The 24,997-nt window shown below is 64.3% G+C and carries 19 protein-coding genes; 12 read left to right on the forward strand and 7 right to left on the reverse strand.

All coding sequences use genetic code 11. The features are described 5' to 3' along the window. Positions 1-44: 44 nt before the first annotated feature. From ABUH87_RS07470 to ABUH87_RS07490, 5 genes are all read right to left on the reverse strand, one after another. Positions 45-2,417 (reverse strand): TonB-dependent receptor, encoded by a 2,373-nt coding sequence (locus ABUH87_RS07470; RefSeq protein WP_367771961.1) that lies wholly within the window; start codon positions 2,415-2,417, stop codon positions 45-47. A 138-nt stretch (positions 2,418-2,555) separates the two neighbouring features. Continuing rightward, positions 2,556-3,542: an FAD:protein FMN transferase gene (locus tag ABUH87_RS07475; protein WP_367771963.1), complete on the reverse strand. Its 987-nt coding sequence runs from the start codon at positions 3,540-3,542 to the stop codon at positions 2,556-2,558. A gap of 22 nt (positions 3,543-3,564) precedes the next feature. Then, entirely contained in the window at positions 3,565-4,392 is an 828-nt protein-coding gene (locus ABUH87_RS07480) for a DUF4198 domain-containing protein (RefSeq protein ID WP_367771965.1), read from the reverse strand. Positions 4,393-4,433: 41 nt separating this feature from the next. Further along, entirely contained in the window at positions 4,434-4,919 is a 486-nt protein-coding gene (locus tag ABUH87_RS07485) for a DUF2271 domain-containing protein (RefSeq protein WP_367771967.1), read from the reverse strand. Between the two features lie 17 nt (positions 4,920-4,936). Next, entirely contained in the window at positions 4,937-5,530 is a 594-nt protein-coding gene (locus ABUH87_RS07490) for a PepSY-associated TM helix domain-containing protein (protein WP_367771969.1), read from the reverse strand. 277 nt (positions 5,531-5,807) lie between these two features. Here ABUH87_RS07490 and ABUH87_RS07495 point away from each other — a divergent pair, with 277 nt between their 5' ends. The 6 genes from ABUH87_RS07495 (at position 5,808) to ABUH87_RS07520 (ending at position 16,400) form a co-directional block, all read left to right on the forward strand. Continuing rightward, complete coding sequence (locus tag ABUH87_RS07495; protein ID WP_367771971.1) at positions 5,808-6,596, forward strand: energy transducer TonB; 789 nt, start codon at positions 5,808-5,810, stop codon at positions 6,594-6,596. Positions 6,597-6,723: 127 nt separating this feature from the next. Next, the gene (gene glgX, locus ABUH87_RS07500) at positions 6,724-8,838 is read left to right on the forward strand and encodes a glycogen debranching protein GlgX (protein ID WP_419956673.1); all 2,115 of its coding nucleotides are present in this window, start codon (positions 6,724-6,726) and stop codon (positions 8,836-8,838) included. After that, on the forward strand, positions 8,835-10,541 hold the full coding sequence (gene treZ, locus ABUH87_RS07505; protein WP_367771977.1) for a malto-oligosyltrehalose trehalohydrolase: 1,707 nt from the start codon (positions 8,835-8,837) through the stop codon (positions 10,539-10,541). Before glgX ends, treZ begins: the two co-directional genes overlap by 4 nt. Then, positions 10,538-12,505, forward strand: coding sequence for a 4-alpha-glucanotransferase (gene malQ / locus ABUH87_RS07510; protein WP_367771979.1), 1,968 nt, complete (start codon positions 10,538-10,540; stop codon positions 12,503-12,505). Before treZ ends, malQ begins: the two co-directional genes overlap by 4 nt. Then, entirely contained in the window at positions 12,502-14,928 is a 2,427-nt protein-coding gene (treY, locus tag ABUH87_RS07515; RefSeq protein WP_367771981.1) for a malto-oligosyltrehalose synthase, read from the forward strand. The genes malQ and treY overlap by 4 nt, the downstream gene beginning before the upstream one ends. Before the next feature lie 149 nt (positions 14,929-15,077). Next, positions 15,078-16,400: a dihydroorotase gene (locus ABUH87_RS07520; RefSeq protein WP_367771983.1), complete on the forward strand. Its 1,323-nt coding sequence runs from the start codon at positions 15,078-15,080 to the stop codon at positions 16,398-16,400. A 5-nt stretch (positions 16,401-16,405) separates the two neighbouring features. On the opposite strand, the gene rarD is transcribed toward ABUH87_RS07520, so the two are convergent. Then, entirely contained in the window at positions 16,406-17,320 is a 915-nt protein-coding gene (rarD, locus tag ABUH87_RS07525; RefSeq protein WP_367771985.1) for an EamA family transporter RarD, read from the reverse strand. Between the two features lie 176 nt (positions 17,321-17,496). On the opposite strand from rarD, the gene ABUH87_RS07530 reads away from it, so the two are divergent. Both ABUH87_RS07530 and ABUH87_RS07535 read left to right on the forward strand, forming a co-directional pair. Beyond that, entirely contained in the window at positions 17,497-17,919 is a 423-nt protein-coding gene (locus ABUH87_RS07530) for a glycine zipper 2TM domain-containing protein (RefSeq protein ID WP_367771987.1), read from the forward strand. A 299-nt stretch (positions 17,920-18,218) separates the two neighbouring features. Further along, complete coding sequence (locus ABUH87_RS07535) at positions 18,219-18,935, forward strand: hypothetical protein (RefSeq protein ID WP_367771989.1); 717 nt, start codon at positions 18,219-18,221, stop codon at positions 18,933-18,935. 18 nt (positions 18,936-18,953) lie between these two features. Here ABUH87_RS07535 and ABUH87_RS07540 read toward each other — a convergent pair whose 3' ends face one another. Next, positions 18,954-20,423 carry a succinylglutamate-semialdehyde dehydrogenase gene (locus tag ABUH87_RS07540; protein ID WP_367771991.1) on the reverse strand — a complete coding sequence of 490 codons (1,470 nt, stop codon included), beginning with the start codon at positions 20,421-20,423 and terminating at the stop codon, positions 18,954-18,956. 246 nt (positions 20,424-20,669) lie between these two features. On the opposite strand from ABUH87_RS07540, the gene ABUH87_RS07545 reads away from it, so the two are divergent. From ABUH87_RS07545 to ABUH87_RS07560, 4 genes are all read left to right on the forward strand, one after another. Further along, entirely contained in the window at positions 20,670-21,530 is an 861-nt protein-coding gene (locus ABUH87_RS07545) for an alpha/beta fold hydrolase (protein WP_367771993.1), read from the forward strand. After that, on the forward strand, positions 21,496-22,671 hold the full coding sequence (locus ABUH87_RS07550; RefSeq protein ID WP_367771995.1) for a glycosyltransferase: 1,176 nt from the start codon (positions 21,496-21,498) through the stop codon (positions 22,669-22,671). The genes ABUH87_RS07545 and ABUH87_RS07550 overlap by 35 nt, the downstream gene beginning before the upstream one ends. Positions 22,672-22,882: 211 nt before the next feature. Continuing rightward, positions 22,883-23,578 carry a tetratricopeptide repeat protein gene (locus ABUH87_RS07555; protein WP_367771997.1) on the forward strand — a complete coding sequence of 232 codons (696 nt, stop codon included), beginning with the start codon at positions 22,883-22,885 and terminating at the stop codon, positions 23,576-23,578. Positions 23,579-23,603: 25 nt separating this feature from the next. Beyond that, positions 23,604-24,950, forward strand: coding sequence for an outer membrane protein assembly factor BamB family protein (locus tag ABUH87_RS07560; RefSeq protein WP_367771999.1), 1,347 nt, complete (start codon positions 23,604-23,606; stop codon positions 24,948-24,950). Positions 24,951-24,997 lie beyond the last annotated feature (47 nt).

A 24,997-nucleotide genomic window follows, 5' to 3' on the forward strand; every position in this document is an offset into this window, starting at 1 on the left:
TGCGCAACTGCAGCTGCCGGGCTCTTTTGGCGCGTCTTCTGGACTTACATCTTGGCAGTCAGCGTCAGGACCGCTGAGCGACCCTCGCCGGGCATGGCCCAGCCGTTGTTGCGGATGCGGGTGAAGTACAGCTCATCGCCGATGTTCTTGACGTTCAGCTGCGCCGAGAGGTTCGGAGTGAAGTCATACGCCAGGTATGCCTGGTGGGTCAGGAAATCGTCGGAGTAGACCACGCCCGTGTTGCTCTGCGTGAAGGGGAAGCTTCCCTGATACGTGAGCCCGTAACCGATCGTGAGGCCGAAGGGCAGGCGGTATGTGGTGAACAGGCTACCCGAATGCTTGGGCGTGTTGACGAGACGCGAACCGGCGTTGGGATCTGGGTTGGCAACAGTGTTGGTGCAGGTTCCCTCACCGGGATTGGCAAGACAGAAGTCGGACACCGACTGGAGCAACTCGCCGTCCAGGTACGTGTAGTTAGCGGTGATCGACCAATCCGGCGTGACTTTGCCGATGGCGCTCAGAGAGATACCGTCCACCCGCGACTGGCCATCGAGCTGCTCCTGGGGCACGATCGGATCGTTGGACGCAATCGCGTATTTGTCACGTTCGTTCCGGAAAGCAGCAGCGGCCAGCAGCAGGCCCCCGTCGAAGAGCTCCGCCTTTGCACCGATCTCATAGTTCTTTGCCGATTCCGGATCGATGTTGCAGGTCTCGTCCGAGCAAGAGCCATTGACCGAGTTCTTGGACGGCGTGCGCGAGTTGCCATAAGCGACGTACAAGCTGACGGTCTCCACCGGCTTGTAGACGAGCCCGACACGATACGAGAACAGCGTATCGGCATTGCGGAACTCGGTACCGGGCGTCAGGTCGCCCAAGGTCGCCGCGTCGGTCGAAATAGAGCTGGACTGGTAAGTGCCGACGTTGCGCTCCAGCCTTGCGCCTGCATTCAGCTCGAACTTGCCCACGCGCATCGTATCGAAAATGTAACCCGCGACGTTGGTCTGCTCGCCGACGCGATAGACGTTCGGGATGAAGTTGATCGGTCCCGTGTAGACGTTGTTGCCGTAGGTGAAGGCTCCGGGACCGACAATGACATCGTACGGATTGTCGATGTTGATCAGCGGGTAGGAGGAGAAAGGCGAGCTGCCATCGGCGTTCCGCTGCGAATTGCCCTGATAAAGTTCGTATTTCTCCCATGTGGCCGCGACGCCGACTGCGAGCGTGTGTTCGATTGCGCCTGTGTTGACGATCGCATTGAGGTCAAGCTGGTTGAAGGCGAGCTGATTGCGGCTGTCGCGCGTGGTGCCACGCGGACCGGTCGGCTGGTAGAAGCCCGCCGGAACCGGGATGTTAATCGGATTGTCTCTGGTGCCCACATTGGCCGTGCACGCGCCTCCGCTCGGCGTCACTCCGCTAGGGAGGCAGTATGTGCCCTGCGGGGGGTTCACGATCGTGAACTGGGTAACATCCTGCCACCGTGTGAGATTGCGGATGGAAAGCGTATCGCTGAATTCATGCGCGAAGATGACGGTGGCCTGATCGACATTCGACTTCTGGATATCCACGTTGCGGTAGCCGAAGTAGTCGCCGCGATCCACGCCGGGAATGAGCCCTTCGTAATAGGGCACGCCGTACTGCGGCGTGTTCTCGTCTTCCTGATGGAAGTACTGCAGCGTCAGGCTGGTCGGCCCGTCGATGCCGATCGTGGCGGACGGAGCGATGCCCCAGCGCTTGTACTTGTCGACGTCGCGTCCCGGCACGTCGTTGCGGTGCCACATGGCATTGAGGCGCACGGCAACGAGATCGTTGACGCGGCTGTTGAGGTCGGCGGTGGCGCGGTAGTAGTCATCGGTTCCCACGCCGCCGGTCACTTCGTACGCTTCCTCGGCCTGCGGGCGCTTCGTGACGAGGTTGATGTTCCCACCGACCGAACCTGCACCCGAAATGACCGAGTTCGCACCATTGGTGACTTCGATCTGCTCCAGGTTGAAGGGGTCGGTGCGCGTGTACTGGGCGCTGTCGCGCACGCCATCGACGGTGATGTCGTTGTTGGCGCTGTATCCGCGCAGGTTGATGTTGTCGCCGTAACCGCCGCCGCCTTCGCCAGCACCGAAGGTGATGCCTGGAACGGTGGAAAGGACGTCACGCAGAGTCAGCAGGTTCTGTTGCTCTATCACCTCGTTCGTGAGGACAGTGATGGTCTGGGGTGTGTCGCGAACGGGACGGGTCCGTTTCGGAGACTCAAGGGTGCGGCCGGGTTCTTCGACGATCGCCGTGTCAGTCACAGTGAAGGTGCCGAGCGAGCGCTCTTGCTGGCCGGCCTCCTGGGCCACGGCGGCGGGTGCGAGAGCAGGCGCAATGCAGGACAGTGCAAGGAAAGTGCGGCGTGCTGCTGACGGTGACGGCCTCTTGGACATGTTTCCCCCTGAGAGTTCGAGAATGCTCAGCGCCGATATTGCGAGTCACTCGCAGTATCAAGGGAAAATGTATGAGTGCCGCGACATTCCGCCGCCGTCGCTGTGCGTCAGGTGAAATGTACAATACGTTTCAGGTGCTTAGGCTAGTTGCTCGTCAGGCGTGACCAGCAGCGCGGTGAGCGCGGGGCTGATCCACTCATGCACTTCCTCTTCGCGACGGAGAAGGGCCCGCACGGCCAGTCCCTCCCGCGTAGCGAGCGCTTGCATCGTCGCAGGCCGCTCTGCCGACAAGGCCGTCGCCCAAGCATCTGCCCACATGGCCGAGGAGTGGAGGACGCTAACCGCAAGCGCATGCGCGACCGGACGTCCGCTCCGAGGGTCGATGGTGTGCTGGCCGCGCACATAGTCGCCCGAGGTGGCGACGGCGAGTTGGTGGAGCGCCACCCGGAGCGGAGCAGCTGCTTTTGCGGGGGTCTCGAGATCTACCCACCAGGGATCGCCATCCGGGCGCATTCCCATGCCGAGAAGTTCACCACCGATCTCGACCAGGGCGTGGCGGCAGCCTTGTGCACGCAGGACTTCGCCCAGTGCGTCTACCGCAAAGCCCTTGGCTACCCCTGAGAAGTCGAGGTGAAGCCCTCCCGGCTGCCGAAGTCTTCGGTGCCCAGCGTCGTAAGCGAGACGCGCGTGGCCTGCGCGCGAGCGCGCTGCGGCCAGCTTGATCTCGTCCGGTGCGGCGTCAACCGGCTCCGGGCCGAAGCCCCAAAGGTTGACCAGTTCGCCGATTGCCGGATCGTATGCACTGCCGCTGCGTTCAGCCACGGCAAGCGCGGCTTCCAGAACGGCGGCAAAGTCCGGAGGGAGCGTGAACCACGCACCGCCCGGTGCACGATTGAAGCGTCCCAGAAGCGAGTCCGGCCGCCAGTGGCTCATCTCCGCCAGGATCTGCTCGAGCCGCTCCGCGATGGCAGTTTCGAGCAGCGATTGCTGGAAGTCTCGTGGAGCTGCCAAGCGCACCCGCCAGTACGTTCCCATGGTCTCACCGCCCAGCTCGACGACTGGCGCGTCAGGGCGCCAGCCATCGAAAGCTGCGGGGTCGAGATCCGAAGGGACGGCGAGCCGCATGTGGGAGCTCAGCGCCTCTCGTTCAGGGCGCCACAACCTCAAGTGTGGTGGTGAAGCCCATCCGGCGCTCGGCGGCACGTGGATCGCTCGCGTTGGTGTCAGTGTGACTGGCGTTCAGCCAATAGACGCCCGGCACCGGCCATTGAACCGTCACCACGCCATCAGCGTTCGTGGTCAGCTCCTGGGCTTCTTCGGCTTCCCGGAATTTCTTGCCACCCGGCACGACAGTTACGTTCACGCCAGCCGCCGGCTTTCCATCAACAAGGAAGCGGAAGCGCGCGGGCTCATCCGAGACAAGCGACGCGGGGTGCGTAATGGGCTGGAACTCCAGCCCTTTGCCGGTCGGCGTCAGCACTTTCGTGGTGGGAGCATCGGCAGTCACATAGACCACGTTCTTCGCCATGCTCTCGGTCAGCTTGATGTCTGTCGCTCCGGCAGGGATATCCTTTGCGGTCGCGACGACGCGCCCCGGGCGGCCACGACCGCCCACGCGCCAGGTCTCGCCGTTGAGCTGGAAAGAGCCCATGAGGCCGCTGCGCTCCGTTCCGATGGCCCAGGTGCCGGGCTTGTCGATCTTGACGTCGAAAGTGGAGCGGTAGCGGCCTTTCGCAGCATTCTCGAGCTGGCCTTCGCTGCCGTCCGGCTGCCAGACCTTGATCTGGTCCGGGCTCATTGCGACGTGATCTGCATAGAAAAGGTCGTTCGACACGGCCGCGTCGACCGTGACCCACTCGCTGGTGCCGGCGAGCGTCGTTGTGGAGGGCAGGAGCCACTGGCGGTGCGCCGATGCAGGGCTGGACAGAGCGGCGGCGGTGGCCGCGGCGGCGATCAGAGCGTGACGAAAACGCATGGCAGATCCTTATGCTGAAACCCGCAAGGGGCGGGAAGGTGTTAGCGGACAGTGACAGCGCCCAATTCGGTATTCCCCGATGCCGAGCCGCCGCCCTTCGGGACGGTGATCGGTACCGACACCAGTTCACGCCCGCCGGTTTCGCGCGCGGCTTCGACCTTCAGGACGTACCGGCCGGCGGGCAGGTTGGCGGGGAGCGGAATCTTGTAGGTGCCGGGCGCACGCGTCGCGCCGCTCACGCCGTCTGCTGGCAGCTTGAGCGAGCGGCCCCCCTTGCGCCACCAGGTGCGCAAGTCGGCAAGCCACTTCGTGCCCGGTTCTTGCCCGCCCTTCTTGATATCATACCACACGAAGATCGTGCGGGCCGCGCCACCCGAGACGGGTTCGAGCCAGGCCGCGACATAGGGCCGGTGGTACTCCGCGACGTTGATCTTCGGGATCGTGACGCTGACCGTCGCGGCGGCGGCCGGCGTGGCGATGGTGCCAGCGACAAGCAACGGAACGGAAGGCAAGAGCTTCGATTTCATCAGGCGAGCCTTTTGGATCAGTGAAGAAAGAACAAGGCGAGGATAAGCGGAATGGCCAGGCTAAGCCCGACCAGCGGCCAGGTCGACGGACGATGCCGCGCATGGAGCTGAAGGAGCAGCAGCCCCGTTACGGTGAAGACGATGCAGGCCACTGCGAAAACGTCTATGAACCAGAACCACGCATCGCCGGTGTTGCGGCCCTTGTGCAGGTCGTTCAGGTACGAGATCCAGCCGCGCTCGGTCTTCTCGGCGCTGACTTCACCCGAGGTGCGATCGATGCTGACCCAGGCATCCCGGCCTGGCCCCGGCATCGCGACATAGACCTCGGCCTCGTCCGACCAGTCCGCCGCATAGCCTGCAGGGTCCAGAGGGGCGATCCGGGCGATCTCGTGTGCCACTTCGTCCGGTAGCGGCGCATCCCCATCGTTCGCGGCAGGCAGCTGAGCCAGCACGGCCGCAGGCAATAGCCCGCTGCTTTGGGTAACCTGGGGTTCGGCGCTGATCGATGCCGCGTGGTTGAGCGTGATGCCGGTGATCGAGAACAGCAGCATTGCCGCAAGCGAGACAGCGGCGCTGACCCAGTGCCACGTATGCAATTGCTTGAGCCACATAGAGCGCCCCTTGCGGCTCTTGCGTTCCCGGCTCTGCCGGCGCTGAGGCAAAGCGGACGTTGTCTGCCGCGGGGAGTTGTGGCTTTGTGCGGATGCGGCGCCCGTGTGGCTGGAGGACGGTGCGGCTTCAACGGCTTCCAAGTGCGGCAACTTTCTCAGGAGAAGAGCTTAAACCACCGCCTGCTCTTTCGATTGGCGGTGCCCTTTTAGTCTGGACGTGCTGAGCCTTAGCGCCTATGCGAATGACTCGCAATAGCTGGATCGTCAGGGGGGCTTTATGGCGACACTCGCATCGGCAGTACCCAATCACGAGACGCGGCCATCGCAGTGGCACTCGCCGCGCCCGCTCGTTCCGGTGAATGACGCAACGGACCCTGCGGCGGGCGTGCCGTATGAGCGGGGACACTACGCACCCTCGCGGCGCTCGGGACCTGTCGCCGTCATCGCATCCGCTGGCGTCATGCTGGCGGCGCTTGCCGCTTTGGCAACGATCAACGTTATCGCCAAGCACGAAGCCCCGGATCGCCTTACAGTGGTGGCGCTGAAGCAGCTCGACGTAACTCCACCACCCAGCCCGCCGGCCAAGAAGCTGGACACGCCTGTGGAGCAGCCGGCCCCTGTCTTCGTTCCCAAGCCCCGCATTGAGCTCCCTTCACCCGGCCCCAGGCAGGTCGCTCTCGATGCCCCGCCGCCTGTCGAGGCCATGTCGATCGCCATTGCAAAGCCACTCGTGCAGGAGGGGCCGGCAGGAGAGGCGAATTCGCACGAAGTGTCTGCGGCTCCCGCTGACGGTGGCGATCTCTCCAGCAAGGTGCTTTCAGCGCAGCCGCCCGCATATCCCCTCGAGTCCCGTCGCCGTCGCGAGCAGGGTACCGTGAAGCTGCTGGTGCTGGTCGGTCCCGACGGTCGCGTTTCGGACATCGAGATTGCCGGCAGCAGCGGAAGCCAGCGGCTCGACAAGGCGGCGTTAAGCGCCGTGCGCCGCTGGCGCTGGGCGCCGCTCGAACAGAACGGTCAGGGCGTGGCCGTTCGCGGGTACGTCACCATACCCTTCGTTCTGGTCTGATCGAAAAGGCGCTACAAGCGCGAGCGCTGCCCCTTTGCTCGCGTTTTATTTCATGCGTGTAAGACCTGGCTGCATCAAAAGTCCTGAGCAGGCATTTCTCGATGCCGAGTGTTAGTTACTTTTGCAGGTGCCAGCCTTGAGCTTATTGCCAGATCGCCTTGAAGGCGGAAGACCCTACCCGCTCGGTGCCACGTTCGATGGGCTGGGCGTCAACTTCGCCGTCTTCTCCGCACATGCCGAGAAGGTCGAGCTTTGTATCTTCGAGCCCAGCGGACGGCGCGAGATTGCGCGGTTTGCCTTGCCGGAGTGTACGGACGAAGTCTGGCACGGCTACTTGCCCAATGCCCGGCCGGGCCTGCTCTACGGCTTCCGCGCCCATGGCCCATACAGGCCCGAGGAAGGGCATCGCTTCAATCCCAATAAGCTGCTGCTCGACCCCTATGCTCACCGGTTGCAGGGGGCGCTGCGGTGGACGGATGCCCTGCATGCCTACCCCCTGCGAAGCCGGCGCGCTGATCTTGGGTTCGACAAGCGCGACAGTGCGCCCGCGATGCCCAAGAGTGTCGTGACGCACGACTGCTTCGACTGGTCGCAGGATCGCCGGCCGAACACGCCGTGGTCCAAGACCGTCATCTACGAGGCGCATGCCAAGGGCCTGACAAAGCTGCTTGAGGATGTGCCCCCGCAGGAGCGCGGGACATTCGCCGGGCTCGCGCACCCAAAGGTCATCGATCACCTTCAGCGGCTTGGCGTAACCGCTCTGGAGCTGTTGCCGATCCAGACCTTCACCCAGGATCGGTTCCTTCAGGAGAAGGGGCTGCGCAATTACTGGGGTTACAACACCCTCAACTTCTTCACGCCAGAGCCAAGCTACTTCGCCGACGAAGCGACGCAGGACGAGCTTCGGGTTGCCGTGCGGCGGCTGCACGCGGCGGGTATCGAGGTGATCCTGGACGTGGTGTATAACCACACTTGCGAGGGCAGCGAACTCGGCCCGACGCTGTGCTGGCGGGGGCTGGACAATGCAACGTATTACCGCCTGCTGCCCGATGATCGCCGGTACTGCCTGAACGATACAGGCACTGGAAACACCCTCAACCTCAGCCATGCCCGCGTCATTCAGATGGTGGCGGACTCCCTGCGTTACTGGGCAACCTCTTATGGCATCGACGGCTTCCGATTCGACCTGGGGTTGACCTTAGGGCGCACCGACCATGGCTTCGATCCGAACGCAGGCTTCTTCGATGTGTTGCGCCAGGATCCGATACTGGGTCAGCTGAAACTGATTACAGAGCCTTGGGACGTTGGCATGGGCGGCTATCAGCTCGGCAACTTCCCGCCGGGCTTTGCCGAGTGGAACGACAAGTTCCGCGATACCACGCGCCGCTACTGGCGTGGCGACCCCGGGCAGCGGGCAGACCTGGCGGCACGACTCTCCGGGTCGGGTGATCTCTTCGATCGACTTTCTCGGCGGCCGTGGGCCTCAGTCAACTTCCTGACCAGCCATGATGGCTATACCCTTGCAGACCTTGTCTCCTACGAGGAGCGGCACAATGAGGCCAATGGCGAGGATAACCGAGACGGGCACGACAACAATCTTTCGCGGAACTGGGGGGCTGAAGGGCCGACAGACGATGCGGAGATTCGGGAGACGCGCGCCCGTATCCAGCGCTCCATGCTGACGACGCTGCTCGCCTCCCTCGGCACACCGATGCTGGTCGCAGGCGACGAATTCGGGCGCACGCAGGGCGGTAACAACAACGCCTATTGCCAGGACAACGAGATCAGCTGGATCGACTGGTCCCTCCTGGAAAGTGAGGATGGCGCGAGCCTCAATGCCTTCACCGCCCGCTTGATCGCGCTCCGCAACCAGTACCCGGTGTTGCGTTCCAAGGTGTTCCTCTATGGCCAGGACTCTCCCGGAGAGGGCATCAACGATGTCGAGTGGTGGGACGAAACCGGCAATCGCCTGTCAGCGGAAGATTGGCACAATCCCGAAGGCCGTGCGCTTTCGATGCGCAGAGCGGTGCAATTGGAGGACGGCCGCATGGAAGCGATCAACCTCCTGCTTAATGCAAGTGACGACACCATTCGCTTCACTCTGACCACCGCGGTGGCTGACCGCATGCTGCTACTCGACAGCGCCCGGCCCGATGCATCGGACGAAGAGGTGGGCGGCGAATATGAGGTGGCGCCGCATAGCGCCGTGCTCATCCGCTCGGTCTCGGAGTTTGCGCAGTGACGAACCGGTGGGGTCCCATCCGTGTGGCTGGCGAGCGCTGGCGGTTCGCGCTCTGGGCTCCTGGACAGGAGGCGCCGAAGCTCGAGCTTGAGGGTGCGAAACCCATCGCGATGACGCGGCAGGAAGGCAGTTGCTTTCACGCGGACGCGACTGCGCAGCCGGGCAGGCGGTATCGCTTCCTGCTGGACGACGGACTCGCTGTTCCAGATCCCGCTTCGCGCGCGCAGAGCGGCGGCGTCCATGGCTGGAGCGTTATCGTCGATCCGGATGCCTTCGACTGGAAGGCGGCGGAGTGGCGAGGGCGGCCATGGGAGGAAACGATCGTGCAGGAGTTGCACGTCGGTGTGCTCGGTGGCTTCGAGGGTGTTGCAGAGGAACTCGAGCGAATTGCGGATCTTGGCGTCACGGCAATCGAACTGATGCCGGTCGGCGCCTTTTCTGGCACGCGCAACTGGGGATACGACGGTGTGCTCCCCTTCGCTCCCGCCGAGAGCTACGGAACGCCAGAGGATCTTCGCGCCCTGATCGACAAGGCTCACAGCCTTGGCCTGATGGTGTTCGTCGATGTGGTCTACAATCACTTCGGCCCGGACGGGAACTACATCGGCGCCTATGCGCCTGCCTTCTTCCATCCCGAAGTCGACACGCCCTGGGGCGGCGCCGTGGCCGTCGACGAGCCGCTGGTGGCCGCTTACTTCCGCGAAAACGCGCTGATGTGGGTTGAGGATTACCGCGTCGACGGACTGCGGTTTGACGCCGTGCATGCCATTGGCAACCCTGCCTTTCTGGATCAGCTGGCCCGCGACATTCGCCAACGAGCAGGTCCCGACCGCCGCGTTCATCTCGTGCTTGAAAACGAGCAGAACGACGCGCACCGCCTTCAGCCAGGCCTTTATGACGCGCAATGGAACGACGACTTCCACAACGTGCTTCATGTGCTGCTGACTAACGAGACAGATGCCTACTACAGCGATTTCGCCGACCGTCCCGCCGAGCGGCTTGCACGGTGTCTGGCAGAGGGTTTCATCTATCAGGGCGAGCCCTCGACTAATCACCAGGGGAAGACGCGGGGCAGCCCCAGCGGGCACTTGCCGACAAGTGCCTTCGTCTCATTCCTGCAAAACCATGACCAGATCGGCAATCGCGCCTTCGGCGAACGCCTGACCCTGCTGACAGACAAGGAACGTCTGCGCGCGGCAACCGCACTGCTCATGCTGGCGCCGCAGATCCCGCTCATCTTTATGGGCGACGAGACGGGATCTCACACCCCGTTCCTCTTCTTCACTGACTTTCATGACGAACTGGCCGACGCTGTACGCGAGGGGCGCCGCCGCGAATTCGCCAAGTTCGCGGCCTTCCAGGATGAGGCGTCGCGAGAGCAAATCCCCGATCCGAATGCAGAGACGACGTTCACAAGCTCACGTCCGCAGCCTGGGCCTGACGCGGCGGAATGGGAGGCGCTCTATCGCACGCTGATCGACCTTCGCATGCGACTTGTCGTGCCGCGTCTCAAGGGAGCGACTAGTTTGGACGCGCAGGTTTTGGGTGACAAGGCGGTGAGCGCATCGTGGCACATGGCTGATGGGGCCAGGCTCGGCATCGCAATCGATCTGGGCGACGCCCCCGGCGGCTTGCCCGATGGTCCCGGCGAAATCGTATTCCGTGAAGGCGAACGCTTCATCGCAAGGTTGGTGACGGCATGAGCCCGCTCCACGCTTTGGCGGAAGCCATCGGTCTCGAGCGGGTCTGGCGCGATGCCAAAGGGGATGAGCAAGTCGTCTCCGATGCGACTTTGGCGATCGTTGCCGAGGCGCTCGGCTATCCTGCGCACAACGACGACGCAGCCCGCGCAAGTCTCGAAACGCGCCTGGAGGAAGATCGGCAGCCGCCTGCTTTCCTCTCCGCCGACGTGAACCATGCCTGCCCCTTGCCGCCCGCACTCAGCAGCGCGGGATCAGCGCGGCTGCAGATGGAGGACGGCGAGACGCGAGACCTCGCTATTGTGAACGGGCATCTGCCGGGGATCGAAAAGTCGGGTTATCACACCCTGCATGTCGCAGGGCATGAGCTTGTCTTTGCCGTAGCGCCCAAGCGCTGCCTGCTTCCGGAAGACCGGGATGGAGCAAAGGCGGGGAGGCACTGGGGCACTGCAATCCAGATTCCCTCGCTTCATGAGAAGCCCGCCGCTTACGGAGATTTCGGGGACTTGCGCGCAGCGGTCCGCCTGTTCGCCCAGCGCGGCGCGGATGCGGTGGCGATCAGCCCCGTGCATGCACCCAATCCTGCGAACGAGCAGATCTTCAGCCCCTACTCGCCGTCCAGCCGCTTGTTCCTGAACCCTACGCTGGCCGAGCGCACCAGTGAGAGTGAGGATGGCGGCCCGCTGATCGACTGGGCTGCGGGCCTTCGGGAAAGCCATGCTGCGCTGCGGGCGGCATTTGTCAGTCTGAGCACGGCCGAGCGCGTCGAATTACAGGACTGGGCGGCTGCGCGGGGTCCGGGGCTACACCGGCACGCGCTGCACGATGCCCTTGCGCTTAACTTTGCCGATCAGGGCACGGGCTGGCGATCCTGGCCGCAGGAGTATCACGATCCTGACGGAGCCGCGGTAAGCCGTTTCGCCACCGAACATGCAGAGGAGGTCACATTCCACCTCTATGCGCAGTGGCTGTCAGAGCGGTCTTTGGAGGCTGTCCAGCAGGAAGCCCGCAGCGCGGGAATGGCCATAGGCCTGATCTCCGATCTCGCCGTCGGCATCGATACGGGGGGAAGCGATGCCTGGGCCATGCAAGACGTCCTGCTTGAAGGGTTGACGATCGGCGCACCCCCGGACCTTCTCGGGCCAGACGGCCAGAACTGGGCGTTGACGAGCTTCTCGCCACGCGGGCTGGCCCGTAGCGCCTTTGCGCCATGGCTCGCCATGCTGAGAACAGCGTTGCGGCACGCAGGGGGCGTGCGAATTGACCATGCTTTCGGCCTTGCCCGTCTCTGGGTGGTCCCCAACAACGCATCTGCTAGCCACGGGGTTTATCTCCGCTACCCCTACGATGACATGCTGCGCCTGCTCGTGCTGGAGTCTCACCGGGCCGGGGCGGTTATCGTCGGAGAGGATCTCGGTACGCGCCCACCCGGCTTCATGGGGCCGTTCGCGGACAGAGGCATCCTTGGCATGCGCGTGCTTTGGTTTGAGCGCGACTGGAACGGGTTCTGCAAGGCAGAGGACTATCCTGCGCACGCCATCGCGATGACCGGAACGCATGACCTTGCGACGATTGCTGGATGGTGGCGGGGCCGTGACCTTGAGTGGAACCGCCGCCTTGGCAGGGGCGGAAGCGCTGGCGATGGGTGGCAGGAGGAAGAGAGGCAACGCGCGGCAGATCGCGATGCACTCTGGTCCGCCATGGGGAACGGCGCGCCTCAGCCGGCAGTGGACGATCCCGGGCCGGTGATCGAAGCTGCGCTCGCCTTCCTTGGTCGCACGCCCTCGACCCTGGCGATCGTCCCGCTGGAAGATCTCCTGGGCCTGGAAGAGCAGCCCAACCTGCCCGGTACCATAGACGAGCATCCGAACTGGCGCCGCCGCTTGGCCGGACCGCTGGCTGAACTTCTTGAGCAGCCAGAAACCGCCAGGCACATTGCCGCTCTTGTACAGGCACGCTCGTCATGATGCCACGCGCTACATATCGTCTGCAGTTCCACGCAGGCTTCACGTTCGCCGACGCAGAGGCGATCGTCCCCTACCTTGCCGAACTGGGCGTCAGTCATCTCTACGCCTCTCCGATCACGACGGCGGCGAAGGGCTCGACGCACGGTTATGACGTGACCGATCCGACGCGGGTCAATCCAGAGCTTGGGGGAGAGGACGGACTGCTGCGCCTCACTGCGGCGCTGCGCGATCACGGCCTCGGCCTCATCATCGACATCGTCCCCAACCACATGGGCGTCGCAGGTGACGAGAATGCCTGGTGGATGGATGTGCTGGAACACGGCGAACAGAGTGCCTACGCGCGCGTGTTCGACATCGACTGGCACGAGCGGATTGTCCTTCCCGTCCTCGGAACTCCCCTGGCAGAGGCGATCGCCGATGGCGCGGTCAAGCTGGTCCGGCACTGCAAGAGCCTGTGCGTCCAGCTCTATGATGGTGCGCTTTATCCGATCCGCCCTGACGATCCGATCCACAGCGAGGATGTCGATGGCGCCATCCGGAACGCCTCTCCCGAATCGCTCACGGCTTTGCTGGACCGGCAGCACTATCGTCTGGTCTACTGGCGTTCGGCGAACGACAGCCTCAATTGGCGGCGCTTCTTCTCGATCAACGAACTGGCTGGCGTGCGGGTGGAGGACCCCGAAGTCTTCGAGCAGACGCACCGGCTCTACTTTGATCTCTTCGCGCGCGGGATGATCGACGGCGTACGGATCGACCATGTCGACGGTCTCGCCGATCCTGCGGGCTATTGCCGGCAACTGCGTTCGCGTTTCCAGCAGGTCGCGCCCGACCGGCACGCCTACATCGTCGTGGAAAAGATCCTCGCGGCAGATGAGCCGTTCGCGACCGATTGGCAGATCGAAGGAACAAGCGGCTACGACTTCATGCGCGAAGTCGCAGAGGTGCTGCACGACCCCACAGGTCAGGAGCGGCTCGTGGCGCTCTGGGAAGAGGTTAGCGGGCGCGAGGCTTCTTTCGACGAAGAGGCGCTTGCTGCCCGGCGCGACCTTCTGGCCTGGCAGTTCGAAGGGCAGCTTGTCGCCTGTGTCGCTGCCTTTCATCGACTGGCGCAGGCAGAGGCGCGGGACTGGATCACCAGGGGCATGTTGCGCCGGGCTATCGAACGGCTGCTCTGGGTCTTCCCGGTCTATCGCACATATGGCACCGGTTCCTCGGCTCCGGCATCCGACGAGCGTGTGCGCAAGGCTGCACGCGATGCGGCGGTTCCGCTCATGCCGCCGGGCGAGATGCCAGTCCTCGACATAGCGCTGGGCTGGCTGGCGGGTGAGGGTGCAGCGCAGGGTGAACTCGCAGCAGAGGCTGTGCAGCGGTTCCAACAACTCTCTGCGCCGATTGCGGCGAAAGGGGTCGAGGACACTGCCTTCTATCGGCATAGCGTCCTGCTTTCGGCCAATGATGTCGGTTTCGACCCGCAACGCTTCGCATCCAGTCCGGCGGATTTTCATGCTGCAATGCACGGGCGGGCCGAGCACTACCCGCATGCGATGCTTGCCACCGCAACGCACGATCACAAACGGGGCGAGGATGCCCGCGCGCGCCTTGCGGTGCTGAGTGCGGTTCCGGAAGCATGGGCGGTACGTGTTCGCGGATGGCTGGCTATCGCCGCTGCCAAGGCGGAGGCGGTCGCGCCGGCCGACGCATATGCGCTGCTCCAGACGCTCGTCGGCGCATGGGAGCAGGACGACGAGACCCTGCTGGAGCGCGTGCACGACTGGCAGCGTAAGGCCCTGCGCGAGGCAAAGCTGCGCTCGTCCTGGGAGGCGCCGGACGAAGGCTACGAGGCCCGCTGTCACGACCTGGCCACTCTTCTGCTGAGGGGCGAGGAGGGGCAATCCTTCCGCGATGAGTTTGCAGCCTTCATGAGCCAGATCGCCGCCGCCGCACTGGCGAACACCATGGCGCAAACCGCGCTGCACCTTCTCGCGCCGGGCGTGCCCGACATCTATCAGGGCTGCGAACTGATGGACTTTTCGATGGTCGATCCGGACAACCGGCGGCCGGTCGACTTCGTATTGCGCCGGGCTGTGCTGGAAGGTGGAGAGGGCGCCGCAGGGGCGGCGAAGCTGCGCCTGGTGGCCGATCTGCTCGCGAGGCGGCAGCGGAGCGCGGCACTGTGCAACGGTGACTATGTGCCGCTCCAGGTTACCGGCGCGCGCGCTGCACACGTGATCGCCTTTGCCCGCGAGTGTGGCGAGGAACGGCTGCAGTGTGCGGTGGCGATCCGGCTGGGACAGCCCCTCTTGGGGCAGGATCGGGTGGTGCCGGACGTTGACTGGTGGGGTGACACGCACGTCATTGCTGCAACGGGCGAGCGATGGGCAGCTTGCGACCTGTTTGCGTCCAGTCCCGTGGCGCTTCGTTGAAAGCGCGCAAGGGGCTGTCCTGCAAAGGCGCGCGCGCTAGAGATGAGCGCCATGACCTATTCCACCGAATCAGCTCGCCCCGTTCCCGCCTGTCTACCTCGTCCGATGTGCTTGATGATGCACGCGGCGGCAGCTGAGGAGTGCGGAAAATGAGCACTGCTGCAGAACTCGTGCTGACCGGCGGGCTGGTCCATACGCCTTCCGGTGCCATCCACGCCGACGTGGCGGTTCGCGATGGCAAGATCGTGGGCATCGGCAGCTATCCGGACGCCAGCCGCCGGGTCGATTGCACCGGCCTCGACGTGTTACCCGGCGTCATCGACAGCCAGGTCCATTTCCGCGAGCCGGGTCTTGAGCACAAGGAAGACCTGGAAAGTGGCAGCCGAGCGGCCGTGATGGGGGGCATCACCGCTGTGTTCGAAATGCCCAACACCAATCCGAACACCGACTCGATCATGCGCGTGCACGACAAGCTCTCGCGCGGGTTGCATCGCATGTATTGCGATCACGCCTTCTACGTCGGCGCCACGGCGGAGAATGCCGAAGAGCTTGCGGAGCTGGAGCGCATCCCCGGTACGGCGGGGGTCAAGATCTTCATGGGCGCGTCCACTGGCAGCCTGCTGGTTGCGGAAGACGAGCCGCTCGCGCGTGTGCTGGCCCATGGCCGCCGCCGCGTTGCCATCCACGCCGAGGACGAGGCGCGGATGAACGAGCGCAAGGGTGAGCGGATCGAAGGCGATCCCTCCAGCCACCCGGTGTGGCGCGACGACGAGAGCGCGATGCTCGCCACAAAGCGCATCCTGCGTCTGGCGCGCGAAGCGAAACGTCCGATCCATGTGCTGCATGTGACAACCCCGGCGGAGCTGGAACTGCTGTCTCATTATCGCGACATCGCCACGTGCGAGGTCACACCCCAGCACCTCACGCTCGCGGCCGAGGAAGCCTATCCGACCCTGGGCACTTATGCGCAGATGAACCCGCCGATTCGTTCGTCGGCGCATCGCGCTGGGCTGTGGCACTGGCTGAACCAGGGCGTTCCCGACGTGCTCGGGTCTGATCACGCGCCGCACACGATCGAGGAGAAGGCGAAGCCTTATCCGGCGAGCCCCAGCGGAATGCCGGGCGTTCAGACCCTGCTGCCGCTGATGCTGGATCACGTCGCCAAAGGACGGATGACGCTCGAGCGGCTGATCGACATGACCAGCGCCGGTGTCCAGCGCGTGTTCGGCCTTGTCGGCAAGGGCCGGATAGCGGCCGGTTATGATGCAGACTTCACCGTGGTGGACCGCAAAGGCCGCTTTGCGGTGACCGAGGACTGGCTGGAGAGCCGCTGCGGCTGGTCACCCTTCACTGGCATGGAACTGGAGGGCCGGGTGGTCGGCACCATCGTTCGCGGGCACTTCGCCATGTGGGAAGGCCAGCTTGGCAATTCCGCGCAGGGTGAGCCGCTGCGCTTCGCTGGGGCCCTCTAGGAGCGTCAGGCGGGTGCTTCGGCTTCGGCCTGGAGCGCCCGCTTGCGGGCTTGCAGCAGATCCCAGCAGAACACGGCGATCGCGCACCAGATCATCACGAAACTGGCGAGCTGAGCCGGCTTGAGCGGTTCTTGGAAGACGAACAGACCCAGCAGAAACACCATGGTCGGCGTCAGGAACTGCACGAAGCCCAGAGCGGAATAGCTCATCCTGCGTGCCGCAGTCGCAAACAGCAGCAACGGCACGCCGGTGATGACGCCAGCGAAAGCCAGAGTCACGTCTACCGTCGCCGAGTCGCCTAGCGACAGTCCGGCAGGCTGACCGGCCAACCAGAAAAGCACGCCCAGGGCAGGCACGATCAGCACGATGGTCTCGACCGTCAGGCCGGGAAGCGCACCGACCGGCGCGACCTTGCGCACCAAGCCATAACCGCAGAAGCTCAGCGCCAGCGTCATGCTGATCCAAAGTGTGTTCAGCGCGCCCCACGCCAGGATCACGACGCCGATCGCCGCGAGCGCAACGGCTACCCAGCGTCGTGGGGAAAGGCGCTCCTTGAGGAAGACCGTGCCTGCGAGCACGTTCATCAGTGGATTGATGTAGTACCCCAGACTTGCGGCGAAGACGTGATCTGTGGCGATGGCAATGACGTAGACGACCCAGTTGGTGCCGATCAGGAAGGCGCTCAGAGTCAGCGCGGCCAAAGTACGCGGGCTGACCAGCGCATGGGCGACCTGACCGAACTGACGCCGAAAGGCGACGATCACAAGGCAGACCGGCACCGTGAACAGGATACGCCAGCCTACCACTTCCAGTGCGGGCACATCGCGCAGCAGGTGGAAGTAGAGGGGGAGCAGTCCCCATGCCAGGTAAGCTGCGAACGCCTGGGGAAGTCCGCTGGACGATTGAGAGCCTGCTTTCATGGCCCGCCCTTAGGGGAGCGCGGCTGAGCCCAGCAAGCAACTCGTCGCGGCTGTCGGCTCATTTCGTCGAAATCTGCAATTCTGACGGGCGTGTTGCACTCCGTTCAGATTCACCGCCCTAAACATGAATGCGTAAGGCGGATGTCTCCCCGGTGCCGCCGACAAGGAGAAGCACGATGAACATCTTTCTCAAGGTTTCGGCCATTGCAGCCGCCAGCGTCACGATCGCGACCGCAGCTCCGGCTGTTGCCGCTCCCGCATTCTCGACCCAGCAGACGGCCTATGCGGCTCCCGGCAGCGAGTCGTTCAACCAGTACCGTGACTGGGACCGTCACCGGGTCTCGCGCGATGACTATCGCCGCGGCTATGGCAACAACTACCGCAACCGCGACGCCCGCTCGTGGCGGGGTGACAACCGCCGCTACAGCTGCCGCAAGAGCGGCGGCACCACTGGCCTTCTGATCGGCGGCGCTGCAGGCGCATTGCTGGGCCGTGAGATCGACGGCGGCCGCGACCGTACCCTTGGAACGGTTCTCGGTGCGGCGGGCGGTGCCCTGCTTGGACGTGAGGTCGAGCGCGGCGGGTCGCGCTGCCGCTAAGTTTCCCTCGGTTCTCCCCGCGCGGACGGCGACGCGCGGGGAGAGCAGTCCGGCTCCGCGGCCTCCTGCGTGAGCCGGCTGGGGAGGGCGCTTCCCGCTGAGCGGGGGCGCCCTTCTTTGCGTTTCGCAGCCACGCAAGTTTACAGTCCTGCACTGGTGGTGGCCCATATTGGCACGCGCGAGAAATTAACCATCCTTCTCAACGCCTCGTTAACGATTGCCGCACAAGGCTAACAGCCTGTTAAGCAAGCCGGTCTGCGGGCGTCCTCCGCATCAGGCCGGCGGGGAAGGACATGACGATGAAAGCTTCCACCCGCCTGGCGTTCGCCTGTGCTGCCGGCACGATGCTTCTTCTGGGCGGCTGCAAGTCCGAGAAGGACGAGCAGCCACAGGGCAGCGACGATCCGGCAATAACCGGGGCGCTCGGTGAAGAGATCATGGTCGATCCGGATATGGCGGGCGCGCAAGGCGCTGCCATTGCGCCGCACGGGGGCAATATCGAACTGCCTCCCGAACAACGGTCGCCCGAAGCTATCCAGGCCGCACGCGACGAAGCCATGGTGCAGGCTGGAGGCAGTCTCAAGGCCACGCCCCCGCCGCAGCAGGGTAACACCGCCTCCTTGGTGGAAAGCGCTGCGACAGCCGCTCAGGTGGCGCAGCAAGCCAAGGCGGCCAGCACCGACTGCACGGAGAAAGTTCAATATTCCGCCACATGGGCGGCGAAGCTGCCGAAGGCCGTACCGGTCTATCCACGCGGTGCGGTGCAGGAAGCTGCGGGTACCGACGCGGACGGGTGCAGCCTGCGGGTCGTGAACTTCGTCAGCCCGGTGTCTCCGGGCGATGTCATGGACTTCTACTATACGAAGGCCACGGCGGCCGGGTTTGGCGCCGAGCATCGCATGGACGGTTCGGATCACGTGCTTGGAGGACGCAAAGGCGGGCTTGCCTACCTGATCTACGCGCGCAAGCTCGACAACGGCCTGACCGAAGTGGACCTGATCGTCAGCGGGCGCTGAGGCGCTCGCGGGCGCGGCTTACCTGAGCCCGACGCCGATGGTCGCGCGCGGCTGCTCCATCTCGCCCGAGGCGACGGGATAAGCACAGTAGTCGGCTGCGTAATAGCCGCTGGGGCGGTGATTGCCGGAAAGGCCGACGCCGCCCACGGGGGCAGCATGGGACGGCCCCACCGTTGGCCGGTTCCAATTGACGATGCCCGCGCGGACGTTGGCCCAAAAGCGGTTGTACTCCGGCGGTGTGCCCCCGATCAGCCCGGCAACCAATCCGAAGCGACTGTTGTTGGCTTCCGCAATCGCCTCATCCAGATCGTCGATCCGCACGATCTGGAGGATCGGACCGAATAGCTCCACGTCGGGACGGTCGTTCATGGCAGTCACGTCGATGATCGATGGCGAGAGGAACGGCAGGTTCTCGTCAGGGCGGACGAGGTGCTTGATCGCCCGCCCGCCGTGGCTAAGCAGGTAGACAAAGCTGTCGCACAGCCCGTCGGCAGCGGCATTGTCGATGACGGGGCCCATGAACGGTGCCGGTGTGTCGAAAGGCGCACCGAAGATGACCCGGTCCGCGAGCGCCTTCACTTCGGCGATGACCGCATCGTACATGGAGGACTTCACAATCAGCCGCCGCGCGGCCGTGCAGCGCTGCCCTGCAGAGGTGAAGGCGGACTGCACGATGATCGCGGCAGCATCGCTGATCTTGGGCGTATCCCACACCACCAGCGGATTGTTGCCGCCCATCTCCAGCGCCACCAGCTTGTCGGGCCGGGCTGCGAGCTTGCGGTTGATGGCGATCCCGGTGCTGGCGGATCCGGTGAAGAGAATGCCGTCGACGCCTTCATGCACGACGAGCTTCTGCCCTTCGTCCGGGCCGCCAATGCACAGTTGTACAACTGCGGCCGCGATGCCGGCGCGGTGGAAGCAGCGGGTGAGCAGTTCGCCGGTGGCAGGGGTTCGCTCGCTCGCCTTGAAGATCACCGCGTTGCCGGCGATCAGCGCCGGGATGATGTGCGCGCAAGGCAGATGCGCCGGGAGGTTGAACGGACCGAGCACCGCCAGGACACCGTGCGGCTTGTGGCGGAGGGCCATCGTGCCCTGCATGGCGCTGTCGAGCCGTCGCTGGGCGGTGCGCTCCGCATAGGCGCGGATCGACGTCTCCACTTTCGCAAGGACGCTGTCGACTTCGGCCTGCGCCTCCCACATCGGCTTGCCGGTCTCCCGCGCGATGGTGGTGGCAAGCCGTTCGGCTTCCTTACGCACCTCGTTGGCGAATCGGCGCACCAGTTCCATGCGGGTGGAAAGCGGCTGCGCGGCCCAGTCCGACCATGCGCGGCGGGCCCTGCTCACCATCTCGTCCACGTCGCTGACCTGGCCACGCCAGATCTCGGAGCCCGTTGCCGGCTCATGGGACACGATCTCGCGCGCGGCGGAGGGACGGAGCAGGCCCCGTTCCTTGCCGACCTCTGAAGCGTGCGTCGATGCGCCGTCCATTAGGGTTTAAGTTCCGTTAGTTAGATCCGTTTGCGATCCCGGGCGCTATGCCAGATAGTTACTACCGGGTTGCTAACGACGCGTGCGTTAACTCTGGCGTGCGCCTTACGCGGCCTCGGCTGTACCTAGGCTGACCTTCCATCTCCGTTCCGGCACTCGCTTGCGGATCTTGCCGTGTCCGGCGATAGTGCAAGCGGGCGCCCGCCCATTCATCGGGCGAAAGGCAAACAAGGGCGCCAGTAAGGCATGATGCGATACGAGGACCGATTCTGGTCCAGCCGAGACGGACTGAAGCTCCATTACAGGGACTATGCCGGGTCGGATTCCCGGCCTCCGGTGGTGTGCCTGCACGGACTTACGCGCAATGCTCGGGACTTCGCTGAACTTGCCGAGCGCTTGTCGCCGCAATGGCGCGTGCTGGTTCCCGAGATGCGCGGACGCGGGGAGAGCGAGTATGCGCGCGACGCTGCCGCCTACAATCCGCTTCAGTATGTCGAGGATGTACTCGCGCTGCTGGAGGAATGTGCCATCGACCGTTTCGTCGCGGTGGGCACTTCGCTGGGCGGACTGATGACGATGCTGCTGGCGTTGCAGATGCCCGGCCGTATCGCCGGAGCCGTTCTCAACGACGTGGGGCCCAGGCTCGAGCCCGCCGGGATTGAGCGGATCAAGAATTACGTCGGGCAGGGGCGCAGCTTTCCCACCTGGGTGCACGCCGCGCGCGCACTGGAGGAGGTGCACGGCATTGCTTATCCCGGCAAGGACCTGCCCTTCTGGATCGCCGCCGCCAAGCGCGTGATGATGCTATCGAGCAATGCCCGTATCGTTTTCGACTACGACATGAAGATCGCCGAGGCTTTCACCACGCTCGACCCGGAGGCAGAGCAGGCGGACCTGTGGCCAGCTTGGGAAGCCCTGGCCGGTCGCCCGCTGCTTGTAATACGCGGCGCCGTCTCGGACCTGCTCAGTGCGGATACGCTCGATCGTATGCAGGAGCGCGTTCCGGAAGCCGAAGCGGTCACGGTGCTAGGCGTAGGGCATGCGCCCATGCTGACGGAACCGGAGGCCGTCGATGCCATCGATCGCCTTCTGGCGCGGGTCGCGTGAGATGAGCGAGCGCTTGCGGATCCTGCACCTTCACTCGAGCTTCGACCGGGGCGGCAAGGAGTTGCGGGCGGCGCGGCTGATGAACGCCTTCGGGCGTGGCATCCAGCATGATGTCGTCTCTGCCGTGCCGGGTGCCCTTGGCGCGGCCTCTGCCATAGAGCGCGGCATTCGCGTCGAATATCCGGATGCCTTTCCCAGCCTTTCCGGCAAGCCGACGCCTCGCCGCCTGCAGGGCCTCGCCGCGGCGATGAAGCCCTACGATCTCATTCTGACCTACAACTGGGGTGCGATGGACGCGGTGATGGCGCACACCGTGTTCCGGGACTTCGTCGGCTTACCTCCGCTTATTCACCATGAAGACGGCTTCAACGAGGACGAAGCCACGCGATTGAAGCCGACGCGCAACTGGTATCGCCGGATTGCGCTGGGGCGGGCCTCGGCACTTGTGGTTCCGTCACGCAAGCTGAAGGCTGTTGCGCTTGGCCCTTGGCAGCAGCCGCCTGGTCGCGTGCAGCTGATCCCGAACGGCATCAGCCTTTCGGCTTACGCCCGAAAGCCTGCGGCCAATGCGCTGCCGCGGATCGTGAAGCGCCCTGGCGAACTGTGGCTGGGTACTCTGGCCGGCCTCCGCACAGTCAAGAACCTGCCGCGCCTGGTTCGCGCGTTCGCAGCATTGCCCGAGCCGTGGCAGCTGGTCATCGTGGGCGAGGGGCCGGAGCGTGAGAACATCAAAGCCCAGGCTGTCGCAAGCGGCGTCGCGGATCGCGTTCACCTCCCCGGCTTCGCTCCGGATCCAGCGAAGGCGGTGGGGCTGTTCGACATCTTTGCCTTATCCTCCGACAGCGAGCAGTTTCCGATTTCGGTGGTGGAAGCCATGGCAGCCGGAGTACCCATTGCCTCGCCAGCGGTCGGTGACGTGACTGACATGGTCTCGGTCGAGAACCGGGATTTCATCTGCGCGCCGCACGACGACGAAGCTCTTGCCCAGGTCTTGGGCCATCTTGCTTCCGATGCGAAGACCAGAGCTTCCGTGGGTGCGGCAAATCGGGCCCATGCCCGTGCCCACTACGATGAGGAGCGGATGATCGCCGCTTATCGGCAGATCTACGCGCGCGCTCTTGGGCGCGAGCGGTTTCCCTGACCACCCCCCAGGTCGCGCACATGCCGGTGCCTCTTCATTCAGCGGGGCTTCACCCGCTCCGGTGCAGCGATCATCGTCGTTGAAAAGCAGCGCCTATCCGCTAAACACCGCGGCCAGCATTCTCAGGTTACCAGAAAGCCCGCCCTTGGCCGTTCCACCGCAGAATTCCGATGCCATTACCCGTCGTCAGGCCGCGGAGCAGGGCGTCTTCATGCGCGAGGTTGATGACGCCTTGCGTCAGGACCAGCTTGAGGTGTTCCTGCGGCGTTACGGCAAACCGCTTCTGGCGGTGATTGTGCTCGCCCTGCTCGCGTTCGCCGCGTTCCTCTATTGGGAGCACCGCCGGAGTGCGCAGGAAGAGGCGAATGCCGAGCAGCTGATTCTGGCGCTCGATGATCTGGATGCCGGCAACGCTGCCGAAGCGCAGAAGAAGCTCACGCCTCTTGCAGCCGGCGACAACGGAAATGCGGTACTCGCGCGCTTGACCCAGGCTGGCATCGCGCTGGAGCAGGACAAGACGGACGAGGCAGCGGGTATCTACGCCAAGATTGCAGCCGACGAAGGCGCACCCAAGCCGCTGCGCGATCTTGCCAGGGTTCGCGAAGTCGCGGCAACGTTCGACAAGCTGCCGCCGCAGCAAGTCGTCGATCGTCTTTCGAGTCTCGCCCAGCCGGGCAGCCCGTGGTTCGGCGTTGCCGGAGAGATGGTGGGCATGGCCTACCTCAAGCTTGGCAAAGACGAGCAGGCTGGCCCTCTTCTGGTCCAGATCGCCAAAGACAAGACACAGCCCGAGGGATTGCGCGCACGCGTGCGCCAGCTCGCCGGGCAGATCGGCTATGACGCGATCGACGATGTCGTGAGCGCCTCGGAAGCCGAAGCGCCCCAGGTGGGCGGAGAGGGAGAATAAGCATTTGTCCGGGAAGCTTACCGACATGAATTCAGTCAGCAGCCGGCGTTCGCGCCTCCTTCCCGTGCTCGCTATCGCGCTGGTACTCGGTACCTCAGGCTGTGGTATCTTCAAGGGCAACGGAGACGCGTCGAAGACGCCCACCGTCGGCGAGCGCATCCCGATCCTTTCTCGCATCGAGTCGGGCGCAAAAGTCGCGCCGGAGCTTGCGGACGTTGCGGTGATCCTTCCTCCACAGGAAGCCAACGCGGAATGGGCTCAGGCCGGCGGCACTGCCAACAAGGCCTACGGCCATCTCGCGCTCGGCCAATCCCCCACGCGCGTCTGGACGGCCAGCGTCGCGGGCGCGAGCAATAAGCGGCGTCTGGCCGCCGCTCCGGTGATCGGTGACGGGCGCCTGTTTGTCTATGACACGAGCGGTGTCGTCAGTGCCTTCAATGCGGAGACCGGCGCAAAGCTTTGGAGCCACCCGTTCAGCTCTGGCGAGAACGACAATGCGATCTTCGGCGGCGGTGCCAGCTATGATGCGGGCAACGTCTATGTGACGACGGGCCTTGGTGAAGTCGCGGCGCTTAACGCAGCCGATGGCTCGGAGAAGTGGCGCGTAAAGCCTGCCGGTCCTCTGCGCGGCTCACCGACGATCGGCTTCGAAGCGGTCTACGTGATGACGCAGGACAACCAGATCATTGCGCTCAACGCGGCGGACGGCAAGCAACTGTGGAGCGAGTCGGCTTCGGTCTCGCAGGCAGGTGTGTTCGGCGTGGCAGCACCGGCTGCCGGGCAGGGGACCATCGTTGCAGGCTATTCGTCCGGTGAACTGGTCGCTTACCGCTACGAGAACGGGCGCCAGCTCTGGTCGGACGCGCTGGCTCGCACCTCGATTTCCACCGAAGTGGGTAGCCTGACCGACGTCGATGCCGATCCCATTATCGATCGCGGCCGGGTCTTCGCGCTGGGGCAGGGTGGCCGCATGGCCGCTTACGAACTGGTGACCGGCCAGCGCATCTGGGAACTCAACCTGGCGGGCATCTCTACGCCGGCTGTCGCGGGAGACTGGGTCTTCACGTTGACGGACCGGGGGCAACTTCTCGCGATTCAACGGACCACCGGCAAAGTGCGCTGGATGAACGAGCTTCAGCGATATCGCAAACCGGAGAAGCGCAAGGACCCAGTGTTCTGGGTCGGTCCGGTGCTCGCCGGCAACCGCTTGTGGGTCGCCAATTCGCTGGGGCAGCTGTCGTACGCGAACCCTGCCGATGGCACACTGACGCCTTATGCAGAGTTGGATGCGTCGATCTCGCTGCCGCCTGTGGTAGCCAACCAGACGCTCTATCTGCTCGATGACAGCGGGACGATCACTGCATACAGGTGATGCGGCGCCGTCGTCGGCAGTCGTTTTTAGGGTTTTAACCTTTCCCT

Source organism: Novosphingobium rhizovicinum, assembly GCF_040813635.1.
In the GTDB taxonomy this organism is placed as follows: domain Bacteria; phylum Pseudomonadota; class Alphaproteobacteria; order Sphingomonadales; family Sphingomonadaceae; genus Novosphingobium; species Novosphingobium rhizovicinum.